Below are 21,008 nucleotides of genomic sequence, written 5' to 3'. Positions count from 1 at the left end.
ATCCTATGACGATAGCATTTAAGAATTATCACGGGATGCAAAGCAAGTTGAAGACACGGTAGAACAGCCCCCCCTTGCAGAAAACAAAGTGTTAGGGTGAGGTTAACACTGACCATTAGGGGAGGCAACCCTATGAAGCTTGTTATTCACGGCAAGAATATTGAGATCACCGATGCCATTCGTGAATATGTCCACCAAAAGATAGAGAAGGCTGCCAATCATTATCAGAATTTAACGACCGAAATCGATGTGCATCTATCGGTTGCTCGTAATCCTAGAATAACGACGAAACAAACCGCGGAAGTAACCCTATTTGTAAATGGTTCTGTCATTCGAGCAGAAGAAAGTTCAGAAAACCTATATGCCAGCATTGACCTGGTCGCCGATAAAATTGCTCGCCAGCTCCGTAAGTACAAAGAGAAGCGGCAAACAAAAGGGCCTAATAAAGGCTCTAATCGATCGAAAGCTGTTGCTCTTCAAACTCCAGAAGAGCAGCCACTTATTGGGGATCTAACGAGGGATCGTGCCCCTGAATTGCCCGAGGAAGTGGTTCGGTGTAAGTACTTTGCTATTTCCCCCATGTCCGTTCATGATGCCCTTGAGCAATTAGATCTGGTTGACCATGATTTTTATGTGTTTGAAAATGCTGACACGGGTCAACTAAATGTGATTTACGAGCGCAATCATGGAGGGTATGGGGTGATTCAGCCTCGCCAAGGTAATCCCATTAGCAATGGTCACGTGAAACAAGCTGATTTTCAAACTGCATAGCTTTTTCTCAGCCTAACGATATAAACCCCTGCTTTGTCAGGGGTTTAATGCTATGTATGGACTATCTTTATGGTTGATATAGGGAGGCCAATTTCGGCAAAGCCCCCTATTTGAGTACAATATTGCGGTTGCTTGAGTTGTGTCTTGCCCTGGGACTGGGCAGTCTATAGATTACACTCCCTCGCCTTCCAACCGATGACATCATGATGCGGATTTATGCAGACTTCTGACCCCCAACCCCCTAACGGTGGATTTCGTTCCCTGATGGATAATCGGGCCTTTGTGGTGCTGTGGGCAGGACAGATTATTTCACAGTTAGCGGACAAGTTTTTTTTTGTACTGCTCATTACCTTGGTGGGAGACTATCAACCCCCAGAAAATATTGAGAATTCCATGCGGTCATCGGTGATGATTGCGAATACGCTGCCAGCGGTATTCTTTGGGTCCGCAGCTGGAATTTTTGTCGATCGATGGTCTAAGAAGCAGATCTTGTGGACCACAACTCTGATGCGGGGCTTGCTGACCTTAGTCATTATTGTGTTGCCCAAGTCCCTGCCCTTCTTTCCGCTCTTACTGACGGTGGCGTTCTTGGAGTCAATCTTGACTCAGTTCTTTGCTCCGGCTGAACAGGCCGCTATTCCCGTGTTGGTGAAGCCAAACAACCTGATGCCTGCCAATGCCCTATTTACGACGACGATGATGGGCTCTTTGGTGGTGGGATTTGCCGTGGGCGATCCGTTGCTGAGCTGGTCGCAGAACTGGGGTGGTGTGAATGGCCGAGAATTTTTAGTTGGTGGGCTGTATGTTTTATCAGCCATTGTGTTAGGGATTATGCTGCCCTTGCGAGAGAAAAAGCATAACGAAGCCGTGGCCTTGCACCCTTTTAGTGACTTGAAATTAGGCTTTGCCTACCTGCGGAAAAATCGTTTGATTAGCAATGCCATGGTGCAGCTGACAATGCTGTACTGCGTATTTGCAGCCCTATCAGTGCTGTCCATTGGCCTAGCGGAAAAAGTAGGCTTTGATAAACCCAGTCAGTTTGGCTTCTTGCTGGCAGCGGCTGGTGTGGGTCTGGTGATTGGTGCGGGCGTTCTGGGTCAGTGGGGCGATCGCTTTCATCATTTACCCCTCCCCCTATTTGGGTTTTTCAGTATGGGCATTGTGTTGGTATTGTTCTCGTTTATTCATAAGGATTGGTTGGGAATTGACCTCAGTATTGCCTTGAGCCTGAGCTTAAGTATGTTCCTGGGCATGGGGGCAGCCATGATTGGGGTACCGATGCAAACTCTGATTCAAGTGAAAACGCCGCCAGATATGCGCGGTAAAGTGTTTGGATTTCAAAACAATGTGGTCAATATTGCCTTGAGCGTGCCCTTGGCGATTGCAGGTATTTTGGCTGACGTTTTGGGACTACGGCGGGTGCTGATTGCCATGGGGATCACGGTCGTAGTGGCGGGTTTCTTGGTTTGGCGAAGTACCCGCAAGGTTCTCCAGGATGTGATTTAAAATCCAAGGTTGTAAACTCTTCTGCAATTTCTCTCGACAGGTTGAAGTCGCTCCGCTTAAACTATATAGATCTAAAAGGTTTTCATTTCTCAACGGACGATAAATTCTCTTATTTGGCAACTAGGATCTGAGTGTGAGGTTCTCCTGTGCGTGCAACCGGAGCTTTTGCGTTAATCGATAGTCTAAAAAATCACGGCGTCAAACATATTTTTGGCTATCCCGGTGGTGCGATTTTGCCGATTTATGATGAGGTGTATAAGGCAGAACAGCGGGGCGATCTCAAACATATTTTGGTCCGCCATGAACAAGGTGCATCCCATGCTGCTGATGGCTATGCTAGAGCAACGGGGCAGGTCGGCATCTGCTTTGGGACCTCCGGTCCTGGGGCAACCAACTTGGTGACCGGAATTGCCACCGCTCATATGGATTCAATTCCGATGGTGGTGATTACGGGGCAGGTGCCTCGGACCAATATTGGCAGTGATGCGTTCCAAGAAACCGATATTTTTGGGATTACGCTGCCCCTGGTGAAACATTCCTATGTGGTGCGTGATCCGGCGGATATGGCTCGGGTTGTGGCGGAAGCCTTCCATATTGCTGGTACCGGTAGACCAGGACCCGTTTTAATTGATGTGCCCAAGGACGTAGGCCTTCAAGAGTTTGACTATACTCCTGTGCAGCCAGGGACCATTAGCTTAAAGGGCTATCGCCCCACGGTCAAAGGCAATCCGCGTCAGATTAAACAAGCCCTAGATCTCATTCGACAGGCTAAATCTCCCCTCTTATATGTAGGTGGTGGAGCCATTTCGTCGGGAGCCCATGCTGAACTGAAAGAGCTGGCTGAGTGGTTCCATATTCCGGTAACCACAACGCTGATGGGCAAAGGCTCCTTTGATGAGGCCCATCCCTTATCCGTGGGGATGTTGGGTATGCACGGCACCGCCTATGCCAATTTTGCCGTTAGTGAATGTGATCTGCTGATTGCCGTGGGTGCCCGCTTTGATGATCGGGTGACGGGTAAGCTTGATGAATTTGCCTCTAGGGCAAAAGTGATTCATATCGATATTGACCCAGCGGAAGTGGGCAAAAATCGTGCCCCGACGGTGCCGATTGTGGGTAGCGTGAAGCCTGTCTTAGTGGAACTGCTGAAAATAGCAAAACAGTCTTCACCGCCTGATACAGCCCAGACACAAGAGTGGCGCTCTCGGGTAGAACGTTGGCAGCGAGATTATCCATTGATGGTGCCTAGACCAGACACAAAGCTGTCGCCCCAAGAGGTGATTGTGGAGCTGCAACGACAGGCACCCCATGCCTACTACACAACAGATGTCGGACAGCACCAAATGTGGGCGGCTCAGTTCCTGAAGAATGGTCCTCGCCAGTGGGTGACGAGTGGTGGTCTGGGAACCATGGGCTATGGTTTACCGGCGGCGATGGGGGTACAGGTGGCATTACCCGATCATCAAGTGATCTGTATCAGTGGTGATGCCAGCTTCCAAATGAATTTGCAGGAGTTGGCTACCCTAGCCCAATACGGTATCAAGGTCAAAACGGTCATTATCAATAATTTCTGGCAAGGGATGGTGCGCCAGTGGCAGCAAGCCTTTTTTGGCGAGCGCTATTCCAACTCCAGTATGGAAGCCGGGATGCCTAATTTTGAGAAATTGGCGGAAGCATTTGGCGTCAAGGGTGGCATTTTGCGGGAGCGAAATGATCTCGAAAGTGTCATTGCTGAGATGTTAGCGTTTGATGGTCCCTATCTGTTAGATGCCCAGGTGACGCGGGATGAAAACTGCTATCCCATGGTGGCACCGGGTAAGAGCAATGCCCAAATGCTAGGGTTGCCGGATCAGAAAACCTTAGAAAAGGCAGCAGAGCTGATTTATTGCAGTAACTGCGGGGCCAAAAATACCTCAACAAATCACTTTTGCCCTGAGTGCGGGACAAAGTTGTAAGCATGAATTTGCAGCCGCAGGTGCAAGCACTGATTGATGAAGCGCCGCAAGACGGTGGGATGCCTGCTGCGATTCGAATTATTGCGCCGTTGCTGCAAGAGTTGGCAGAGCAGCGTTTGAAGTTTGAGGAGTACTATATTCTGCAAAATTTGCAGGGAAATTGGCAGTTAACGACCTTGCAGCATCGGCAAAAGCCGGGGTTGGAAAAGACGGTGGTCTATGCCTTTGCCAATTTGCAGGATGCAACTCGGTCCAGTCGGTCAGCAGATTTGGTGGCGTTGCCAGTGCCAGTGATTCCGCTGTTGTTTCAGCTGTTGGCGTTGGAGCCTGTGGATAGCATTCTCTTTTTGGAGACGATGGGTGATTTGGATCAGGGAGAAGAAATTACTCGTTATGAGCTACAACAGTTAATTCAGACAGCCCTGAGACAAAATCAACCTTCTCCGCCAATGGATATTGCTTAGATTGGCGGAATGTTTTTATAAGACAAGTTGGCGATTTAAATTTAAACCATAAAGCAACCCTAATATTTGTAAGGGGTGCCCGTGACCTGTGATGTTGGGCTGAGAAACATGAATTTTACTTGACAGGGAAGTAGAGTTTTTGTGATTTCAACTAGTAAAGCCTTGAGGCATAATCGCACCGGAGAGGTTGGCACCGGAGAGGTTGGCACCGTCGAGGTAGGCACCGGAGAGGTTGGCACCGTCGAGGTAGGCACCGGAGAGGTAGGCACCGGAGAGGTTGGCACCGGAGAGGTTGGCACCGGAGAGGTTGGCACCGGAGAGGTTGGCACCGGAGAGGTTGGCACCGGAGAGGTTGGCAACGTCGAGGTAGGCACCGGAGAGGTAGGCATTGGAGAGGTTGGCATTGGAGAGGTTGGCACCGTCGAGGTAGGCACCGTCGAAGTAGGCACCGGAGAGGTTGGCACCGGAGAGGTTGGTACCGTCGAGGTAGGCACCGTCGAGGTTGGCACCGTCGAGGTTGGCACTGGAGAGGTTGGCATTGGAGAGGTAGGTACCGGAGAGGTAGGTATCGGAGAGGTTGGCATATCGGCTATGAGAACCGATTAGACGGGTAAATGTACCAGGGCCTAAACAATCTGAATACTGAAGAATCTGAAGAAATCTGTGAGTCTTAAAGTCAGTAGACTCTCTTTTGCCGCAAGGATAGAAAATCAGCTCGTCACATGCTTCACTTTTGGGTTTCTGTTGATTATCTGAGTGCAACCTCAGCAATAAAATTAATACATTAAGTCCAGTAAAGACATCGACCTGGCGCAGACCAGAATTAATATTAACGGACTGTAGCTGTAAAAATTTTTTTTGGGGCAAATTTTCTGCTGGTGAACTGTCTATAAATTCACCCTCACACCAATTTAAATAGAACTCATGTAGACGTTGGAAGAGTGGAATAGGCTGATACTGATTGCTGGTCTTGAGCAGTTCCATTAAATAATCAACGATCTCAACACTCAATCCGCCATATCCCAACAAATCATAGAGTTGTTCATGGAATTGACGATCATCCAAAACAAATCGTCGACCCCTATGATCTAAGCGGGTCCAATCTTCAATTGCTGACTGTAGTCTTTCGGCAAATAAGAATTCACCAAAACTCTTATGGGCAAATTCAACGGATCCTCGCTTGTCTCCTTCTCCCGGCTTGATATAAAACGTGGTCAATAAATTATTGAGGACTTTATCTTCAGATGTTTTTGTCGTATCTTCAGCCTGCTTTAAAATCTCGGCAACAGGGTTAGACGTATTCTTAAATCGTTGCTTGACCATGGAGAGCTTGGCAGTTTCGTTACCCGACTGCACAACACACAACGCTGCCTCTTTCAGAACATCGTGTAGATCTTCAAGATCTTCTACACCTGCTAACCTAATATTTTCGTCATCGCGCTGTTTTTCCAAGACCCACTTGATAGACTCTCGGTAGATGCAGAGTTTTGCGGCAATACCCTCGGCTTTTGCGAACATCGCTGATTGCAATCGACCTTCTCGGTGCAGTCGAGCTAATAGATATAGGACGAGTGGTTCGCGTGCTAAATTGTTGTGAATTTCTTCAGGACATGCTGCTAAAAAATTTTCAAATTCAGTGACTTCTTGATTGCCAAATTTTCTCCTCCATTTTCCTAGCCAATCACTACGCAGGTGATCGTTCATGGGCTGAATTTTGACCCGTTGTAAATTTTTGGTCTGAGTGATCAACTGAGCAATCCCCTGAAGTGCTAAAGGGCGTCCAGTAATCAAACATTGATGATTACTTTCATTTTGGAAAGCTGCAACCTGCTGCAAAAATTCTTTTAACCCGCCACTATCACGACCTTCCAGTAGTAACTCATCAAAACCATCCAAAATAATTAAAAACCTGGTATTGGGGTCTGCTAACCACGCATTGTTACCTCGAATAAACCTTACCTGTTCTAACTCTGGAGAATCTTCCAGGGTCTCAGTCAAATTATTTTTCAATACTTGTAAACGCCGCAGACGAATTAGAATGGGTACAAACGAAAACTGATAGTCTTGCCGTACGAGATCTGCAAACATTCGGCAAAAAACTGATTTCCCTCGACCTGCCTCTCCCTCAATAAACATTAGCTTGCGTTGCTCATCGTTAGAGTCGAGAATATTTTTAGCCCATTTATGAATATTGATTGGTTGTTGACCAGTTGGATCACCTGATTGGTCTAACGGCTGCACATCCAAAGACACATAGAGATCTAGAAAGGTAATCCGTGGTTCTGTTTCATCGAAGACTTGTTCATGTGGTAGGGGTTGAATATGTTCTTGTAAATAAGTGTTGATGCTGTCATATCTATCTTGTATGGCTTTTCCGCCGGTCCGATAAACATCAGCAAGGACACTAACCTCGTCACCCGCTTCAGCAATGGCCTGATGCAAAAACTGATGGGTTCCCCAACACACCTGGTTGACAAACCGCTGACTCAAGGTGCTATCTAGTTCTATTTGGTCTAGTTGTTCTTGTAATACGCTGTTGAATTGTTGTGCCAAGCTAGATTCTGGAAACCGACTGGTGGCTGCTTTCGCCTCAGACTGACTCAGCTCTTGGGCAGTTATCTTATTCAACTGTCTTTTTACAAGCTTCTGTAACCAAATTTTTTCTAACTTTTTTTGGGTCTCTTCATCATGATTTCCTTTGATCACCTCTTCTAAGCTCTGTAAGTAGGCAAGCTGGGAAACGAGAACAACAGAGCTTTCAAAAGATGGCTCTTCCTTAGATAGGGAGAGATAAATTTTGACAAAACTAATCCCTATCGACAAAAAGGGCAATCCCGATACGGCCAATTGGGTAATAGGTGAATTGATGGTTTCTAAAAAGGGTTCAATCTGCTTGAGATGCGGCTTCAGTTGCTTGATATGCGGTGCCTGTTCTTTAATCGCTTTTCCAACTTCAGAGGTTGTTTTGACTGCTTCAATTCCTTGTTGAGCAACTTCCCCCCATGGAAAATCTCGAACATCTGTACTCAGAAAATTCCAAAAACCTTGCAATAAACCCATGCGAAATAAGAATAATGACGCTTTATCATCCTTAAACTATCGCAATTTTTAGATTGCTTGGTTTTAGCAACGTAGAACTTTAAGATTTAAGTTATTTAAAGAGTTTTTGCAGTTGACTGTAATTTGTATTTGGTAAAGATTACTCATATTTCTCAGCTTCCGTCATGGTTGATCCAACCGAATCAGATGCTCTAAATTTTGGGGAGTGATAGCTGTTAGAAACTTTTCAAAGTTTTATCCCAACTGCCCTAATAATTGCTTGAGAACAAGTTTTTGCGCCAAAGGCATTTGCCCATAACTAAACCCATAAGGAATCTCAGCAGAAAGCTGTCCTTGAAACTGAGCTAATGCATAGGGACTGCCGTAAACCGCTAAAGCCTGTAACTGGTCAGATTGCAGCAAAAACTCAAACCAAGCTTCAGCCTGACGACTTAACTGGGCACTGCCTCTAAACGGATTACCGCGAATAAACAACTGCAAAAATGTTGGCTGACCCACTTTATCCATCGGTATCTCAGGCGTATTACCATCCACAATTTGCACCTGATAACCCAACTTGCGGGGTAAATCAATCGCTAGAGCCTTGCGACTAAGAAACTCACAATCCACCAAATCATCCACAATAATTAGCGTTCGGGCATTGTCAGGAATCGCAGTAATCTGTCCATGCACCACATTCGATCTCTTCAGGATCGTGGTAGTCGCGTCGATCGCCTCTGCCGTTCCTAACCGATCTAAATCGATCTGCAAAGGCGTATGGGTTTCCCACGCATGTTGATAACTTGTATCCTCCACTTCATAGCGGGTAATTTTTTGCTTTGCCCGCCAAATCCGCTCCACCGACGCTTCAATTTGTTCTAAGGGAATCCGTCCTCGTTCCACCGCTTCACACACCGCAGAAATTGCCCCCAGCGGATCCGCAGGCATCATCAGGATATCGGCTCCAGCAGCGACCGCTAGCACTGCCGCTTCATTGGCACCATATTGATTGGCAATGGCTCCCATCACCAATGCATCCGTGACGATCAGCCCCTCAAACCCCAACTTTTGGCGAAGCTCTCCCGTCAGAATTTTGGGAGATAGGGTGGCGGGATAGTCTGGGTCTAACGCCGGTATCAATAAATGGGCGCTCATCACCCCATCCACATGGGCTGCAATCGCCGCCTGGAAAGGAGGGTACTCGGTATTGTAGATGCGATCGCAATCATGGGGAATCACTGGCAAATCCAAGTGAGAATCCGTAGCCGTATCGCCATGCCCCGGGAAATGCTTCGCCGTTGTCAGGACTGGATAGGGTTGGGCTCCTTGGATAAAGGCTGTAGATAATTGGCTGACCAGCTCTGGTGTTTCCCCAAATGCCCGCACATTAATCACCGGGTTTTGGGGATTGTTATTCACATCCACGACCGGAGCCAACACCCAGTTCAAACCGATAGCTAAAGCTTCTTGGGCTGTCCAAGCCCCCATGGCTTGAGCAGACTGCTGAACTTGTTCGATGGCCGCTCCCGCTTGGACCATCCCTGCTAACGCTAAAGGTGGAGGAAACCAGGTTGCTCCCGAAAAACGTTGTCCGACGCCTTCCTCAATATCCGCCGCTAGCAATAGGGGGATTGCAGACCACTCTTGCAGTTGCTGACATCGACAGGCAATCTCTCCGGCGCTACCGCCTAGCAGAATCACCCCACCAACTCCTAAATCCGTGAGCCAGTGGCGCAGCACCTCAGCGCTGGGTTCCCAACTGGGATATTGAATTTGATGATCGAACAGATAGCCGGAGGCTCGGACGACCAACATTTGAGCAACTTGTTCTGGCAAAGACAGAGAATCTGGCTCTGGCAATAAATGAGTCAAGAGTTCATCCAACTAGAGATCAGCGTCTAAAGATCCTACAGGAGGCTTTTCGGTTGAGGCAGCAGGCTTATTCTGGCGCTCATGATCGAGTTTATGGAGCAACGACAGTACCTGATTGCCTTCTTCAAAGGAGCGATCTTCACAAAAAATGACTTCTGGAGTGCGGCGAAGGTGGATGCGATGCCCCAATTGTTTACGAACATAGCCTGTGGCTGATTCTAGACCGGCCATTGTTTCTGCTCTAGCTTCATCAGTGCCATAAATGCTGACAAAAATCTTGGCATGTTGGAGATCACCCGATAGATCCACAGCCGTAACGCTAATCATCCCGGATCCGACTCGATCATCTTTGATGCTATGCAATAACATTTGGCTGACTTCGCGTTTAATTAATTCGGCAACACGAGAAACCCGTCGTCCTGTAGCCATTCGTTTCTACTCCTCCATCTCCCCTGAGATGAAACCGCTAACAGATATGTTGTCTCCCCAAGGCCTAGTTTAATGGAGTCATCCCCATCATGGCACTGAGGGTGAAGCTAAGAAAGGCAAAGCCGCCGACGATAACGCCCAGGGCAGCCAAGCCAGTCACTGGATTCTTAGCAAACCCCTGCAGAGGCTTGAGTAAAGTCCAAAATACTCCAACCACAATCGCCAAGAAGAACTTGGGATACGAGGAGAGTTTCTTAAAAAAGTCACCCATAGTGATTTAGTCGATATATATTATTGATTTCTCTGATTCACAGGATTGATCTTAACCCAAAGCCTTTACCTTCTACATTGTGGGGTTGCCCGTCCATGACTAGTCCATTGCCGACTCAGGCGCGAGTTCCTGCCCGTCCGTTTCTGAAATGGGCAGGGGGCAAAGGTCGATTAATCACTCAATATGGTCCGCATTTCCCTCAGAACTTTGGTGCTTACTATGAGCCGTTCTTAGGCGGTGGTGCTATCTTTTTCCATTTACAGCCGGAGCAGGCAGTTCTTTCTGATGTGAATCCTGAACTGGTCAATGTTTATACCTGTGTTCGCGATCGGATAGATGACGTCTTGAAATATCTGGAGACGCATGCCTGCCAGCATGGTCATGACTACTACTACCAAATTCGAGCTCTCAATCCATCCTTACCCGCTGAACGTGCCGCTCGATTTATTTATCTCAATCGCACCTGTTTCAATGGTCTGTATCGAGAAAACTCCAAAGGACAGTTCAATGTGCCTATGGGCCGATACAAGAAACCCAAAATTTGTGATGTAGTGCTCCTGAAAGCGGTTTCTGAAGTTCTCCAAGCCGTTCAGATCCACCAGCAGCCGTTTGAAACGATTTTGGAGGTGGCCCAATCAGCCCAGGATTTTGTCTATTTCGATCCGCCCTATCATCCCATCAGCGCTACAAGCGATTTTACAGCCTATTCAAAAGGTGCGTTTACGGCGAAAGATCAAACGAAATTGGCTCAGGTGTTTGCTGAATTAGCAAGTCGAGGCGTACAGGTGATGCTGTCTAACTCAGATTGCTCGTTTATCCGCGACCTTTACCAGTCGTTCAACATTTACTCGATTCAAGCGGCTCGGGCCATCAACTCTAACCCCCAAAAGCGCGGCAAGATTACGGAGGTATTGGTCACATCCTGGTAATCATCGTGGGTTGAGTGAACCTCTCAGGATTCTCATTAATCCCTTATGGTCTGTTCAGCCAATTACAGGGACTCACCCAGATCGCCATCATTCCAGCTTCAGATACTCCTCGTACATTGAAGTCATCGAAGTTGGAGCGCAAACAATGAAACGCAACAATCAAGTCGCTGTCTTGGCAGGTTTAACAGTCTTCAGTCTAGGCTTTGTTTCCCCCGCTACTGCTGAAACTGTTACTGTTACTCGCGGTCCTCATGGTGCAGCTCGCCAAGTCAAGGTCGACCGCATTCCCCATGATGCTCAAGTCCGGCCTAACACTCCTGCAAAAGGTTTTCCCAATATTGTTACTCGTGGCTCTCATGGTGCAGCGCAGATTGCTCAACCTCGGGAAATTCGCCAAAATGCTGCTCAATCATCAAAAACGCTACAGGTGATTCAGCGTGGTCCTAATGGTGCATTTCATATTCGCTAACTGAGATCACAAAACGCTAAACACACATACCTCACACCTTTTAGAGCTGATTGCTAATTTTTCTGCAATCGGCTCTTTTCTTTTATGTATTGCAGGAATCAGCTGCAAGACTTAAAGGGTCTTGAGAGGTTTTTTAAGATGCGATGGCCACAGGCTGCTCAAAGGCCGCCGCGAGGAATCCCTACCCTTCGTCCAGCGTCTGAGGTTTGAACTGAATATCGGACTGTAGAGACATAGGCACCTCGCAAAGTAAAAAAAACGAGAGGTGGTTCGGAACAGAATTCACCTCTCGTTGCTGATTCAGTCGTTTATCAGGAAAGTTAACGCTGTAAATTTGGACTAGACGACGAATGTTTCAAAGGCTGAGTCAGTGAGGGTAGTCGCTTGGACTCCACTTAAAACAGCCAAGAGTTCATCAGTCTCTGCCACGGAGATCAGAGTGTCTGCGGTTTGCGTTCCAGTTCCTTGAACAATTTCTAATTGCTCGAAGGACAAGCCACCGATTAGACCAACGACATCTTCGCCAATAAGGAAATCTGTGATGGTGTCGGTGCCGTCACTTGCAGCGAGGGCGAATAGGTCTTCACCTGAGCCTCCCGTCAGTAGGTCATCTCCTCGACCACCCACTAGGATATCGCTACCCTCGTTACCGTTCAGCGTATCTAGACCCCGTCCTCCAAACAGATCGTCGTCACCTTGACCACCTTCTAGGAGATCGTTACCCCGACCTCCCATGAGGTTGTCATCACCGAGACCACCTGTGATAGTGTCATCGCCACGACCACCGCTAAGATCATCATCAGTGGGACCACCCGAAAGGACGTCTATTCCGCGACTGCCTTGGCTATCGTCACTGGAAGAATCGCCGCTGCCTTCACCATCAGAATTACCTTCACCATCAGAATCGCTATCACCACCATCAAGACCGGCTAAGCCAACCCGTGGATCCAGGTCGAGTGGTTCGTTGAGCTTGATCTGAATGATTTCGTTGTTATCGATGTCAGGTCCGCGACCAATAGAGAAAGGATAGTTGTTGTCATTGGCAACCAATAGAGTATCTTCGTCAATGACCAGGACATCTTCGATGGTGACGAAAGGAAAGTTGAAAGTTGTCTCTCCATCTCCATTCAAATCATTCGGATCATTGATGCTCAGAAGATCAACCAGTTCTTCCTTCATCACAAACCCTTCGTCATCCAATTGAGACAAATCCACCTTGAAGATTTTCTTGAAGGCAGCTTCATCTCCTTGATTACCATCCCGCTCAATCACCAGATATTCGTTCTCGTTAATGACTGTGAAATCACCAATGGCATGGCTGGGGTCATCTAGCTGATAGCGACCGACTAGGCCTTGATATTCGCTGGATTCTACGTCGAATTCATAAATTCTGAGGGAACCTTCTGGATCGCCTTCGACGGTGCCCTCCAACATGGGATAGAGGGTCATCCGATCGGGGCTGATGGCCATTCCTTCGAATCCGCGCGAGCGAGGTAGGTTAGAAACCTCATCCCCTGTCAACACATCAGGATTATCGGGTGAGCGTACCACATCGGCCACGATTTGATCTCGAACTGCGTCTCCGGTCCCTGGAAAATCGGTGAAGAACCCATCTACCCCAATGTCAATCAGCTGCTTAATTTCCTCCTTAGGGGTTTGTGGAGTGCCATCGGCATTGAGGGTTAGAAACCGCTCTTCATTCCGCAGGGTATAGGGATGAACCTGTAATCCAGCGGCGTGGGCATCATCCACAAAAGAGGTCACTTCCCCGGTCAGTTGGGTGGTGATTTCAGCATTGCCGTCGCCATCCCCATCTACAGGAGTATCAAGGGCTTCTCGCAGTAAGAAATTATTTTTCCAAGGGCCAGCACCTTCGGCATATTTCTCGCTAATAATTTGGAGAATTTCAGGATTGTCTAAATCACTGTAAATGGTGTTTTCGGACGGCGCGTTTTCTGCTGCATCTAAGAAGTCTTGCCCATAAATGGCTGCTAAGTCGTTGCCTTGTTCAACGTTGTAGCGAATATCGTAGGGCACAGAAAATCCAGAATCAGGACTGGCACTCGCAGTGGTATTGCCATAGAGCTGGACTAGGGGAATATCGCCTAAACCTTCTGCATCTAACATGCCTTGGAGTTCAATTAAGTTCTGAAACTCGAAGGACTGGATAAATAGACGGCTAGGATCCGTAAAGCCTGTTTCCTGGAAGGTCGCAATAAGTGGCTCTTCCAGGGACAGATCCTGTAAATCAAAGAAGGTGGGGTGCTTGGTTTCGGGATAAATGCCAACCACTGTTCCAGTGTCGGCTTCGACTTCCTGGACCAGCTCAATCACTTCTTTGAGGGTGGGAATCTCGAAAGCGCCGTTGAAATCCTGCGATCTAAAATCACGAGACTGCACGGCTCGCAGCATTTTGATTTCTTCTAAGGTGAAGTCTTCGGCGAAGTAGCCAGTGGTTTCTACCCCATCCAACATTTTGGTCGACATCCGCTCAGGACCGAAAACATCGGCGACGTTGGTGGTGTCATCTAGCAGCGGCTCATGGCGAGCAATCAGGACACCATCTTTGGTGATCACCAAGTCAGGCTCAATAAAGTCAGCTCCTTGGGCGATGGCTGTGGCATAGGCCTCTAGTGTGTGCTCTGGCAAAATACCGCTGGCACCCCGGTGTCCAATTACGATGGGATCTTGGCCGTTGAGGGTATTCAGTTCTACTGGGTTGGGTGTAGCAGTGGGGGCTTCGATTAACTCACCATCGCTATTGAAGTGCAGGAGGTAAGGGCCAAATTCTTCACCCACCCAAATGTCGCCATTGCCATCAATGACAAAGGACTCAATATCGAAATCAGATCCGGTGAGCTGACGCTCAGTCGTACCTTCATTCTGAATCTCAAAAGGGATGAGGTTATTGGGATCAGAGAGTTGAATAAAGTCTTCGACCTCAACCGATCCATCACCACCTTCTGAACCTGCAAAGCTGGGGTCAACTTTGTAGAGTCGCAGTAAATAATCAGAGCTATTGGTTTTAGCCCCAAAGCCATTGTCAGACAAGAACCAGAAACTACCATCGCTGTCTGCAAACTGTACACCACTAAAACCTTGGACGGGTTGACCCTCAAAAGGACCCGTGCGACCGTTGGCATCGATGGGGCCGCCATTACCATTGTCGCCACCTGCAGGAGGTCCCTCAGCAAAGGTGTCGGCGGGGAGAGACGCAAATCCTTCTAACTCGCTGTTACCTGCGGCTTCAGGAGCAACACCAAACAGGGTCTGATACATGACGCGATAGATATCAGTATTGTCTGTTGTGGCAGGTAATAGGTCAGCATTTAGACCATAGGTTTTGGAGACGATGCCACCATTGACATCAGAGCGAGTGGCCCAAGCAACACCGAAGTCAAACACGTCACCATCGGCATCGGGAGCGCCTGTGGTGAAAGCTTCGAAAATATCGGTACTGAAGCCAGGTACGTCATTGCTGCCGTCAATATCATCAACCTGAACAAGCGTTCCGTCAGCGTCATCGCCAAAAGCGGCCAATTCAGCTTGAGTTCTTAGTGTAAACCCTGCAGCTGGATCGGCTGGATCTAAGCCAAAGCCACTAATCGGGACATCGTCGACTTCTAAGCCACCTGCATCAGAATCTGCAGCTGTGATGACTAATGTGTTGGGATCAATATTGTCGACGAAATCAAGGGCAACACCGATAGCCTCATCGGCACGGAGAGCAGCTTCGATAGTACCAGCAGCATTGTTATCATTACCGAAATTGTCTGTTCCTTCCTCTTCCAAGGCCAAAAAGAAACCATCTGGGTCACGGTTGAGAATGGGCAGTGCCACCTCTAGCATCTCAGCCACAGTCGGTGGATTGGGGTTGAGAGGGGGCTGACCATACAGAATCAGATCGCCATTTTCGTCGACAAAACCATCTCGACGCAGCTCATCTTCGAAAAAGTCGTTATAGGTGTCTTCTGCTGCAAAAATACCTAGCAAGCGATCCGTATTTTCAGTGTCAACTTCTAACAGTTCGTCACGGGTGAAAACAACTTCATACCCTGCTGCTTCGGCTTCTTCAATTAGGTTGCGGCCATCAGTTCGGGTTCCTTCTTCCCCGAAAAAACCGACTGTACCAACGGGCAAATAATCCGTTTCACCTGCCCCGAGAATCACATCTGGTCGCTGATCCAGAATTTCAGCTGTAATGGCCTCTGTCTCACCCCGGTTGTCTACATCAGCTAGAAAAACGCCTGTGCCTGGCTCAGCAATAAATCCAGAGTTGATGATGCCGACGGCTTTACCAGCAGCCTGGGCCTCTTGGGCAATGGTGGCATTCTGACCGGAAAGGGCAACGATTTCTTGGCCCCCTTCGTCAACAGGTGCATCAAACCCATAGCTACCTGCAAAGGGTTTTACACCGTAAGCATGAACAACCGCTCCTGCATTAGACGTGGAAACAAGACGATCATCAATATGGCCTAAATAGACCCCTGCATTGCTCATCTGGTCCCAATTGAGACGGCCATCAGTCCCCAAGGATGAGAACCGTGCTGCTGCGTAGTGGGAAGGGCTGGTCCCGTCTGGGTGAATAAAAATGACATTGCCAGTATCGGCAGTGGGTTCAGGGGCTTCACGAGGAGCCAGATCATCGGGCACACCCTCTGGTGCATCTAGACGAACATCAAAGAGACTTTCGTAGATCAGTCGATAAATCGTTGTGTTATCGAGGGTTGCAGGTAAACGGTCTGCCCCTTCGCCGTAGGCTTTTGAAACAATGCTCCCCGCAAAGTCTGGTAAACCGGCCCAAGCAACACCGAATTCATAGCTGTTACCATTTCTATCCGGTGCGCTCACAAATGGTGCAGTGTCGCTGCCCGTTGTGCCATCTAAAGGTACTGTAATGCCACTGTTTTCTCCGGCTGCATTCAACTGCCGTTGGGTCGTGGTGGTTCCTACTGTTGGACCCGAAACATCATCAATTTCTAAAGCCCCACCCGCACTATCTGCGGCGGTGACAACAAAGGTATTGGAGTTGACGTTATCAATAAAATCCCTTGCAACCCCAATAGCAGCATCGGCTCTGAGGGTGGCATCAATCGTCCCCCGAGCATTGTTGTTGTTGCCAAAGTTATCGGTTCCTTCTTCTTCAAGAACGATAAAGAATCCGTCTTCTTCTTGGCTAAATAAATCGAGCTTGAGCGTTGCTTCCAGCATCTCAGCCACAGTAGGCGGATTTGGATTGAGAGGTGGCTGACCATAGGTAATCAGTTCACCATTATCATCCACAAAACCGTCTTGAATTAGCTGCCCTTCAGGAACATCGTTATAGGTATCATCAGCAGCAAAAACACCCAACACGCGCTCGGTGTCTGCAGGCAGACTTTCCAATTGCTCACGGGTATACACAACGGTATAGCCCAAAGCTTCGGCTTCCTCAATCAGGTTACGGCCATCTGTTCGGGTTCCTTCTTCACCGAAGAATCCAACAGTGCCAACAGGAAGATAATCAATTTCACCCGCAGCCATGATCACGTTGACACCGGATTCAACAATCTGAGCAGTAATACCTTCGCGATCGCGTCGACTTTCTGCATCAGCTAGGAATACGCCCGTACCGGGTTCGGCAATGAAACCTGAGTTAATCACAGCCGTTGGGCGACCTGCTGCAATCGCTTCTTGTAGAACCGTTGCGTCTGGAGCTGAACCCGCAACATTCTGACCTTGAAGAGCAGCAAGGGATTGATATGCAATCCCGTTTTCATCAAAGCCATAGCTGGGGGCAACAGACTTGATTCCATAAGCATGGACGACCGCACCTCCATTAGATGTGGCGACCACGCTATCGTCTAAGTGTCCTAGATAGACGCCTGCTGCAGGTGCTTCATCCCAGTTCAGACGACCATCTGGGCCAACAGATTTGAACCGGGCAGCAGCAAAATGTGATGGGTCTGCTCCATCAGGATGAATAAAAATGACGTTACTTGTCATGAACTAAACCTCAGAAATTAATTCATTAGCTGCTGTATTAGCTCTGGACATAGAAATCCTAGTCCAGAAGAAAATGCCGACAGCGAATATTTATATGTGAAATAATTTCTTATTTAGGTTAAGGAGTAGCCATCGGAAAGTTAATAAATGAATAATTTTTTGACAACAGTCTTTATCAATAAAAGTGTAAATTTATCAAACACCTTAAAAATTGCTCAGTAGTTAAATGGTTTAACTCACTACTGGCTGACATACATGCTGTGAAAAGCAGGAAATTCACAGTAAAAACACTGTGAATCAGCAGGCTTTATTAAGACTCTTTTGAATTGAAGAGGCTGACGTCCTTAACTAAAAATTTTGACACATACACTTTGAGATGATCCCCACAAAACACCAATATGTACGGTGAAATTATTTAATGTATCAACATAAAAAATAAGTCTTAGAAAAGGAGAATGCTGAAGCTTAATCTGCAGAAGCATTCTCAATGAGATTTACAGGTTGGAATCTCAAAAGATAATCAACTTGAAAATCTTTCCCAAACTCAGGGTTTCATTCTAACTTTAAGAATAAAAAAAGTTGAGTTTAAGAAAAAAATAATTTAGGATTAAAGGAATTAATCTTGATTTAGGAAGAAGAAAACAAGGAATAACGAAAACAAAAGTGTCGATTTTGGCAAGTGCTTTCGAATAAATTTTTGAAAGCCATATATCTATCTTGATTTTTTGTATCGTGAATGGTTACTAAATGTGTACGATTTTGTAACAAATAAGAATTTAATTAAGAGTAATATATTGGTGATTTAAAAGACATAGATTTCTGAAGGTTTTATGGGGTAGTCTACTCATTCGCCGATCCCTATGGCCTCACGAAATCGAGGTCAAATTTCTTACAAATATCTCTTTACCCTTTTCCTATCATTGTTCTGACTAATCAGCGAGACAAGAATTATTGTCGCTGTGTCGAAACCATCTCAGCTTTAGAACTACCCTTGCTTACCGCTCTGTTTGACCGCAGCCATTTACTTGCTCGGAGAACAGTATGGCTGGCAGCCAAGAAAGTCCCTTGGTAATTCCGTCAGCGGGGAGTGCTGGTTCTGTATGCTCTCAATGATCAACCGTTGAATCGTGTTGAAGCTCGAATGACCCAATATGGAGATGTACAGATGGACTTTGGCGATGTTTCCTGAGTAGATGCTGCTAGAAACCTTCAACTCACAGTCTAAATTCTGTGAGGTGCAATTGAGCGCCGTATCACTCTCTCCTCTCACCCCATCTCGTAGGGGCATCCAGTGGGGTTGTAAAATTCAGGAATACTGATTGGTAAAGTCTTCAACTCAAGGATTTAGAGATTCAATGCATATTCAAACCCTTGATCAGTGGCAACATTCTCACGACTTCTCGGTTAATCAGAATCAAGCGGAGAAAAATACCAAGATCGTGATGCTGATCACCGCAGCCACGATGATTGCTGAGGTTGCAGCAGGTACTATTTTGGGTTCGATGGCCCTGTTGGCGGATGGCTGGCATATGGCCACTCATGTAGCAGCGTTTGGTATCACAGTGTTTGCGTATCGCTATGCTCGCCAACATGCTACTGATGCTAGATATACCTTCGGTACGGGCAAAGTCAGTGTACTGGGTGGGTTTGCTAGTGCTGTTGCGCTTGCGGTCGTCGCGTTTGTCATGGCATTTGAATCCGTCGGTCGATTTTTCCAGCCCCAGACGATTCAGTTTAACGAAGCGATTGGCGTGGCCATTCTTGGATTAGTGGTTAATTTAGTGAGTGCCTGGTTACTCCATGATGATCACGGCCATAGCCACGATCATCATGGCAGTCATGGTCACCACCATCATGCGGATCACAATCTGCGGGCTGCCTATGTCCACGTTTTAGCGGATGCCCTCACCTCTGTTTTGGCCATCATTGCTTTATTTGCTGGGAAGTTTCTAGGTTGGATCTGGCTGGATGCCGCCATGGGAATCGTGGGGGCCGGAGTTATCACTAAATGGGCCTCCGACTTGGTGAGTGAAACGGGTTCAATCTTGCTGGATGGCGGCATTGATAAGCACATCAAGCAGGATATTTTAAACGCCATTGAAGACGATGCGGATAATCGTGTGGTCGATCTGCATGTTTGGCGTGTCAGCCAAAAGCATCTGTCTGCAACGGTTTCGCTAGTCACCCACTATCCGCAAGCGCCAGAGTATTACAAGAGCCTCCTCAGTCAGATTCCATCTCTCTCGCATGTGCTTATTGAGGTCAATCCCTGTCATGGTGAGCCTTGTTTGGATATCGACCACAGTCTAAACCCAGCATCGGCGACACTAGGGTGATAATGGGTAGCTGAAAATCAAATGAAATGAACATGACCTCGGTAGAATCGGCTGCGGGGTGGATAGCGCTGGTACGAGAATCACTTTTGATAAGAGTCATCTAATTTGGGCCAGTGGGGAAGCTGAACCGCACTAAGCCACGGCTTTATAAAATTGAGGGTAAATCATCGCCCCCATAAAAATCCCCAGTTGAGCGATTACGATGCTTGGACCGGAGGGTAAGTTTAGTCCCGCTGACAACAGCATCCCCACTACTGCACTGAATGCTCCTAAGCTGGCCGAGAGAACAATATGATGTTTGAATTGGCGACAAAGTAATCGCGATGCACAGGCTGGAATTACGATAAAGGCGCTAATCAAGAGTACTCCGACGGCTTTGATTGAAATCCCCACGACCAATGCCAGAAGCACAATAAAAGTGGTTCGATGGAATGAGACGGATACACCGCGTGCAACTGCAAGAGGTTCATTCAGGGTAATCAGCATCTGCGTCCGAAATGTCAGCCCCATATACAGCGCGCAGACCAGCAGCAAAGCCCCACAAATAAACAAATCAGTCGTGTGCACCGCTAAAATATCGCCAAATAACAGTTGATGAATCCCTCCTTTGTAGGTTCCAGTAAAGCTAAGAACAATAACCGCGAGGGCCAAGGAAGAGGAGTAGACAATATTCAGTAGCGCATCGGTCCATAGCCGCGTTCGTTCCAGCAGATAGGTCACGCCCAAGGCAAATAAGACCGCAAAAGGGAGGACAATTGCTGTGGGATTCCAGCCCAACAGTATCCCGAAACTAAGACCCAGCAGGGTAGAGTGCCCCAACGCATCGCTAAAAAACGAGAGTTGTCGCAGAATCGTGAAGCTGCCGAGCATCCCGCCTGCTAGTCCAGTCAGGATGCCGCTGATCACTGCCCGCTGCATAAACGGAAACTGAAACAGGTCGATAATTCGAGTGATTTCGCTGGCAAGAGGCATGGAATGGGGT

Annotated in this window: 13 protein-coding genes; 7 read left to right on the top strand and 6 right to left on the bottom strand. The window is 47.6% G+C overall.

Going from position 1 to position 21,008, the window contains the following annotated elements:
* Positions 1-132: 132 nt before the first annotated feature.
* The 4 genes from hpf to AM1_RS14005 all read left to right on the top strand — a co-directional run bounded on the left by hpf (position 133) and on the right by AM1_RS14005 (position 4,696).
* A complete protein-coding gene (hpf, locus tag AM1_RS14020; protein WP_012163513.1) occupies positions 133-771 on the top strand; it encodes a ribosome hibernation-promoting factor, HPF/YfiA family in 639 nt (212 codons plus the stop codon).
* Positions 772-987: 216 nt separating this feature from the next.
* Complete coding sequence (locus AM1_RS14015; RefSeq protein ID WP_012163512.1) at positions 988-2,277, top strand: MFS transporter; 1,290 nt, start codon at positions 988-990, stop codon at positions 2,275-2,277.
* 146 nt (positions 2,278-2,423) lie between these two features.
* Positions 2,424-4,232, top strand: a complete 1,809-nt coding sequence (gene ilvB / locus AM1_RS14010) for a biosynthetic-type acetolactate synthase large subunit (RefSeq protein WP_012163511.1) — start codon at positions 2,424-2,426, stop codon at positions 4,230-4,232.
* Between the two features lie 2 nt (positions 4,233-4,234).
* Positions 4,235-4,696, top strand: coding sequence for a hypothetical protein (locus AM1_RS14005; RefSeq protein WP_012163510.1), 462 nt, complete (start codon positions 4,235-4,237; stop codon positions 4,694-4,696).
* Between the two features lie 147 nt (positions 4,697-4,843).
* Here AM1_RS14005 and AM1_RS14000 read toward each other — a convergent pair whose 3' ends face one another.
* From AM1_RS14000 to AM1_RS13985, 4 genes are all read right to left on the bottom strand, one after another.
* A complete protein-coding gene (locus AM1_RS14000; protein ID WP_012163509.1) occupies positions 4,844-7,756 on the bottom strand; it encodes a pentapeptide repeat-containing protein in 2,913 nt (970 codons plus the stop codon).
* A 234-nt stretch (positions 7,757-7,990) separates the two neighbouring features.
* Positions 7,991-9,607, bottom strand: coding sequence for a glycoside hydrolase family 3 N-terminal domain-containing protein (locus tag AM1_RS13995; RefSeq protein ID WP_012163508.1), 1,617 nt, complete (start codon positions 9,605-9,607; stop codon positions 7,991-7,993).
* A 12-nt stretch (positions 9,608-9,619) separates the two neighbouring features.
* A complete protein-coding gene (gene rbfA / locus AM1_RS13990; protein ID WP_012163507.1) occupies positions 9,620-10,036 on the bottom strand; it encodes a 30S ribosome-binding factor RbfA in 417 nt (138 codons plus the stop codon).
* A gap of 64 nt (positions 10,037-10,100) precedes the next feature.
* Positions 10,101-10,307, bottom strand: coding sequence for a DUF751 family protein (locus AM1_RS13985; RefSeq protein WP_010480124.1), 207 nt, complete (start codon positions 10,305-10,307; stop codon positions 10,101-10,103).
* A gap of 95 nt (positions 10,308-10,402) precedes the next feature.
* Here AM1_RS13985 and AM1_RS13980 point away from each other — a divergent pair, with 95 nt between their 5' ends.
* A complete protein-coding gene (locus AM1_RS13980) occupies positions 10,403-11,236 on the top strand; it encodes a DNA adenine methylase (protein ID WP_012163506.1) in 834 nt (277 codons plus the stop codon).
* A 145-nt stretch (positions 11,237-11,381) separates the two neighbouring features.
* On the top strand, positions 11,382-11,705 hold the full coding sequence (locus AM1_RS13975) for a hypothetical protein (protein ID WP_012163504.1): 324 nt from the start codon (positions 11,382-11,384) through the stop codon (positions 11,703-11,705).
* Between the two features lie 339 nt (positions 11,706-12,044).
* Here AM1_RS13975 and AM1_RS43220 read toward each other — a convergent pair whose 3' ends face one another.
* Positions 12,045-17,690: an alkaline phosphatase gene (locus AM1_RS43220; RefSeq protein WP_012163503.1), complete on the bottom strand. Its 5,646-nt coding sequence runs from the start codon at positions 17,688-17,690 to the stop codon at positions 12,045-12,047.
* Between the two features lie 1,355 nt (positions 17,691-19,045).
* Here AM1_RS43220 and dmeF point away from each other — a divergent pair.
* Positions 19,046-20,026, top strand: coding sequence for a CDF family Co(II)/Ni(II) efflux transporter DmeF (gene dmeF, locus AM1_RS13965; RefSeq protein ID WP_012163502.1), 981 nt, complete (start codon positions 19,046-19,048; stop codon positions 20,024-20,026).
* Positions 20,027-20,158: 132 nt separating this feature from the next.
* Here the strand turns inward: dmeF and AM1_RS13960 are convergent, their stop codons facing one another.
* Positions 20,159-20,998: a metal ABC transporter permease gene (locus AM1_RS13960; RefSeq protein WP_012163501.1), complete on the bottom strand. Its 840-nt coding sequence runs from the start codon at positions 20,996-20,998 to the stop codon at positions 20,159-20,161.
* Positions 20,999-21,008 lie beyond the last annotated feature (10 nt).

Origin of the sequence: Acaryochloris marina MBIC11017, from assembly GCF_000018105.1 — a bacterium.
GTDB lineage: Bacteria > Cyanobacteriota > Cyanobacteriia > Thermosynechococcales > Thermosynechococcaceae > Acaryochloris > Acaryochloris marina.
This window is presented reverse-complemented; position numbering and strand designations above follow the sequence as displayed.

Bases quoted from the DNA above. Each gene is read 5' to 3' on its own strand.
- hpf (WP_012163513.1), top strand. From the start codon at position 133: ATGAAGCTTGTTATTCACGGCAAGAATATTGAGATCACCGATGCCATT.
- AM1_RS14015 (WP_012163512.1), top strand. From the start codon at position 988: ATGCAGACTTCTGACCCCCAACCCCCTAACGGTGGATTTCGTTCCCTG.
- AM1_RS14005 (WP_012163510.1), top strand. From the start codon at position 4,235: ATGAATTTGCAGCCGCAGGTGCAAGCACTGATTGATGAAGCGCCGCAA.
- AM1_RS14000 (WP_012163509.1), bottom strand. From the start codon at position 7,756: ATGGGTTTATTGCAAGGTTTTTGGAATTTTCTGAGTACAGATGTTCGA.
- rbfA (WP_012163507.1), bottom strand. From the start codon at position 10,036: ATGGCTACAGGACGACGGGTTTCTCGTGTTGCCGAATTAATTAAACGC.
- AM1_RS13985 (WP_010480124.1), bottom strand. From the start codon at position 10,307: ATGGGTGACTTTTTTAAGAAACTCTCCTCGTATCCCAAGTTCTTCTTG.
- AM1_RS13980 (WP_012163506.1), top strand. From the start codon at position 10,403: ATGACTAGTCCATTGCCGACTCAGGCGCGAGTTCCTGCCCGTCCGTTT.
- AM1_RS13975 (WP_012163504.1), top strand. From the start codon at position 11,382: ATGAAACGCAACAATCAAGTCGCTGTCTTGGCAGGTTTAACAGTCTTC.
- AM1_RS43220 (WP_012163503.1), bottom strand. From the start codon at position 17,690: ATGACAAGTAACGTCATTTTTATTCATCCTGATGGAGCAGACCCATCA.
- dmeF (WP_012163502.1), top strand. From the start codon at position 19,046: ATGCATATTCAAACCCTTGATCAGTGGCAACATTCTCACGACTTCTCG.
- AM1_RS13960 (WP_012163501.1), bottom strand. From the start codon at position 20,998: ATGCCTCTTGCCAGCGAAATCACTCGAATTATCGACCTGTTTCAGTTT.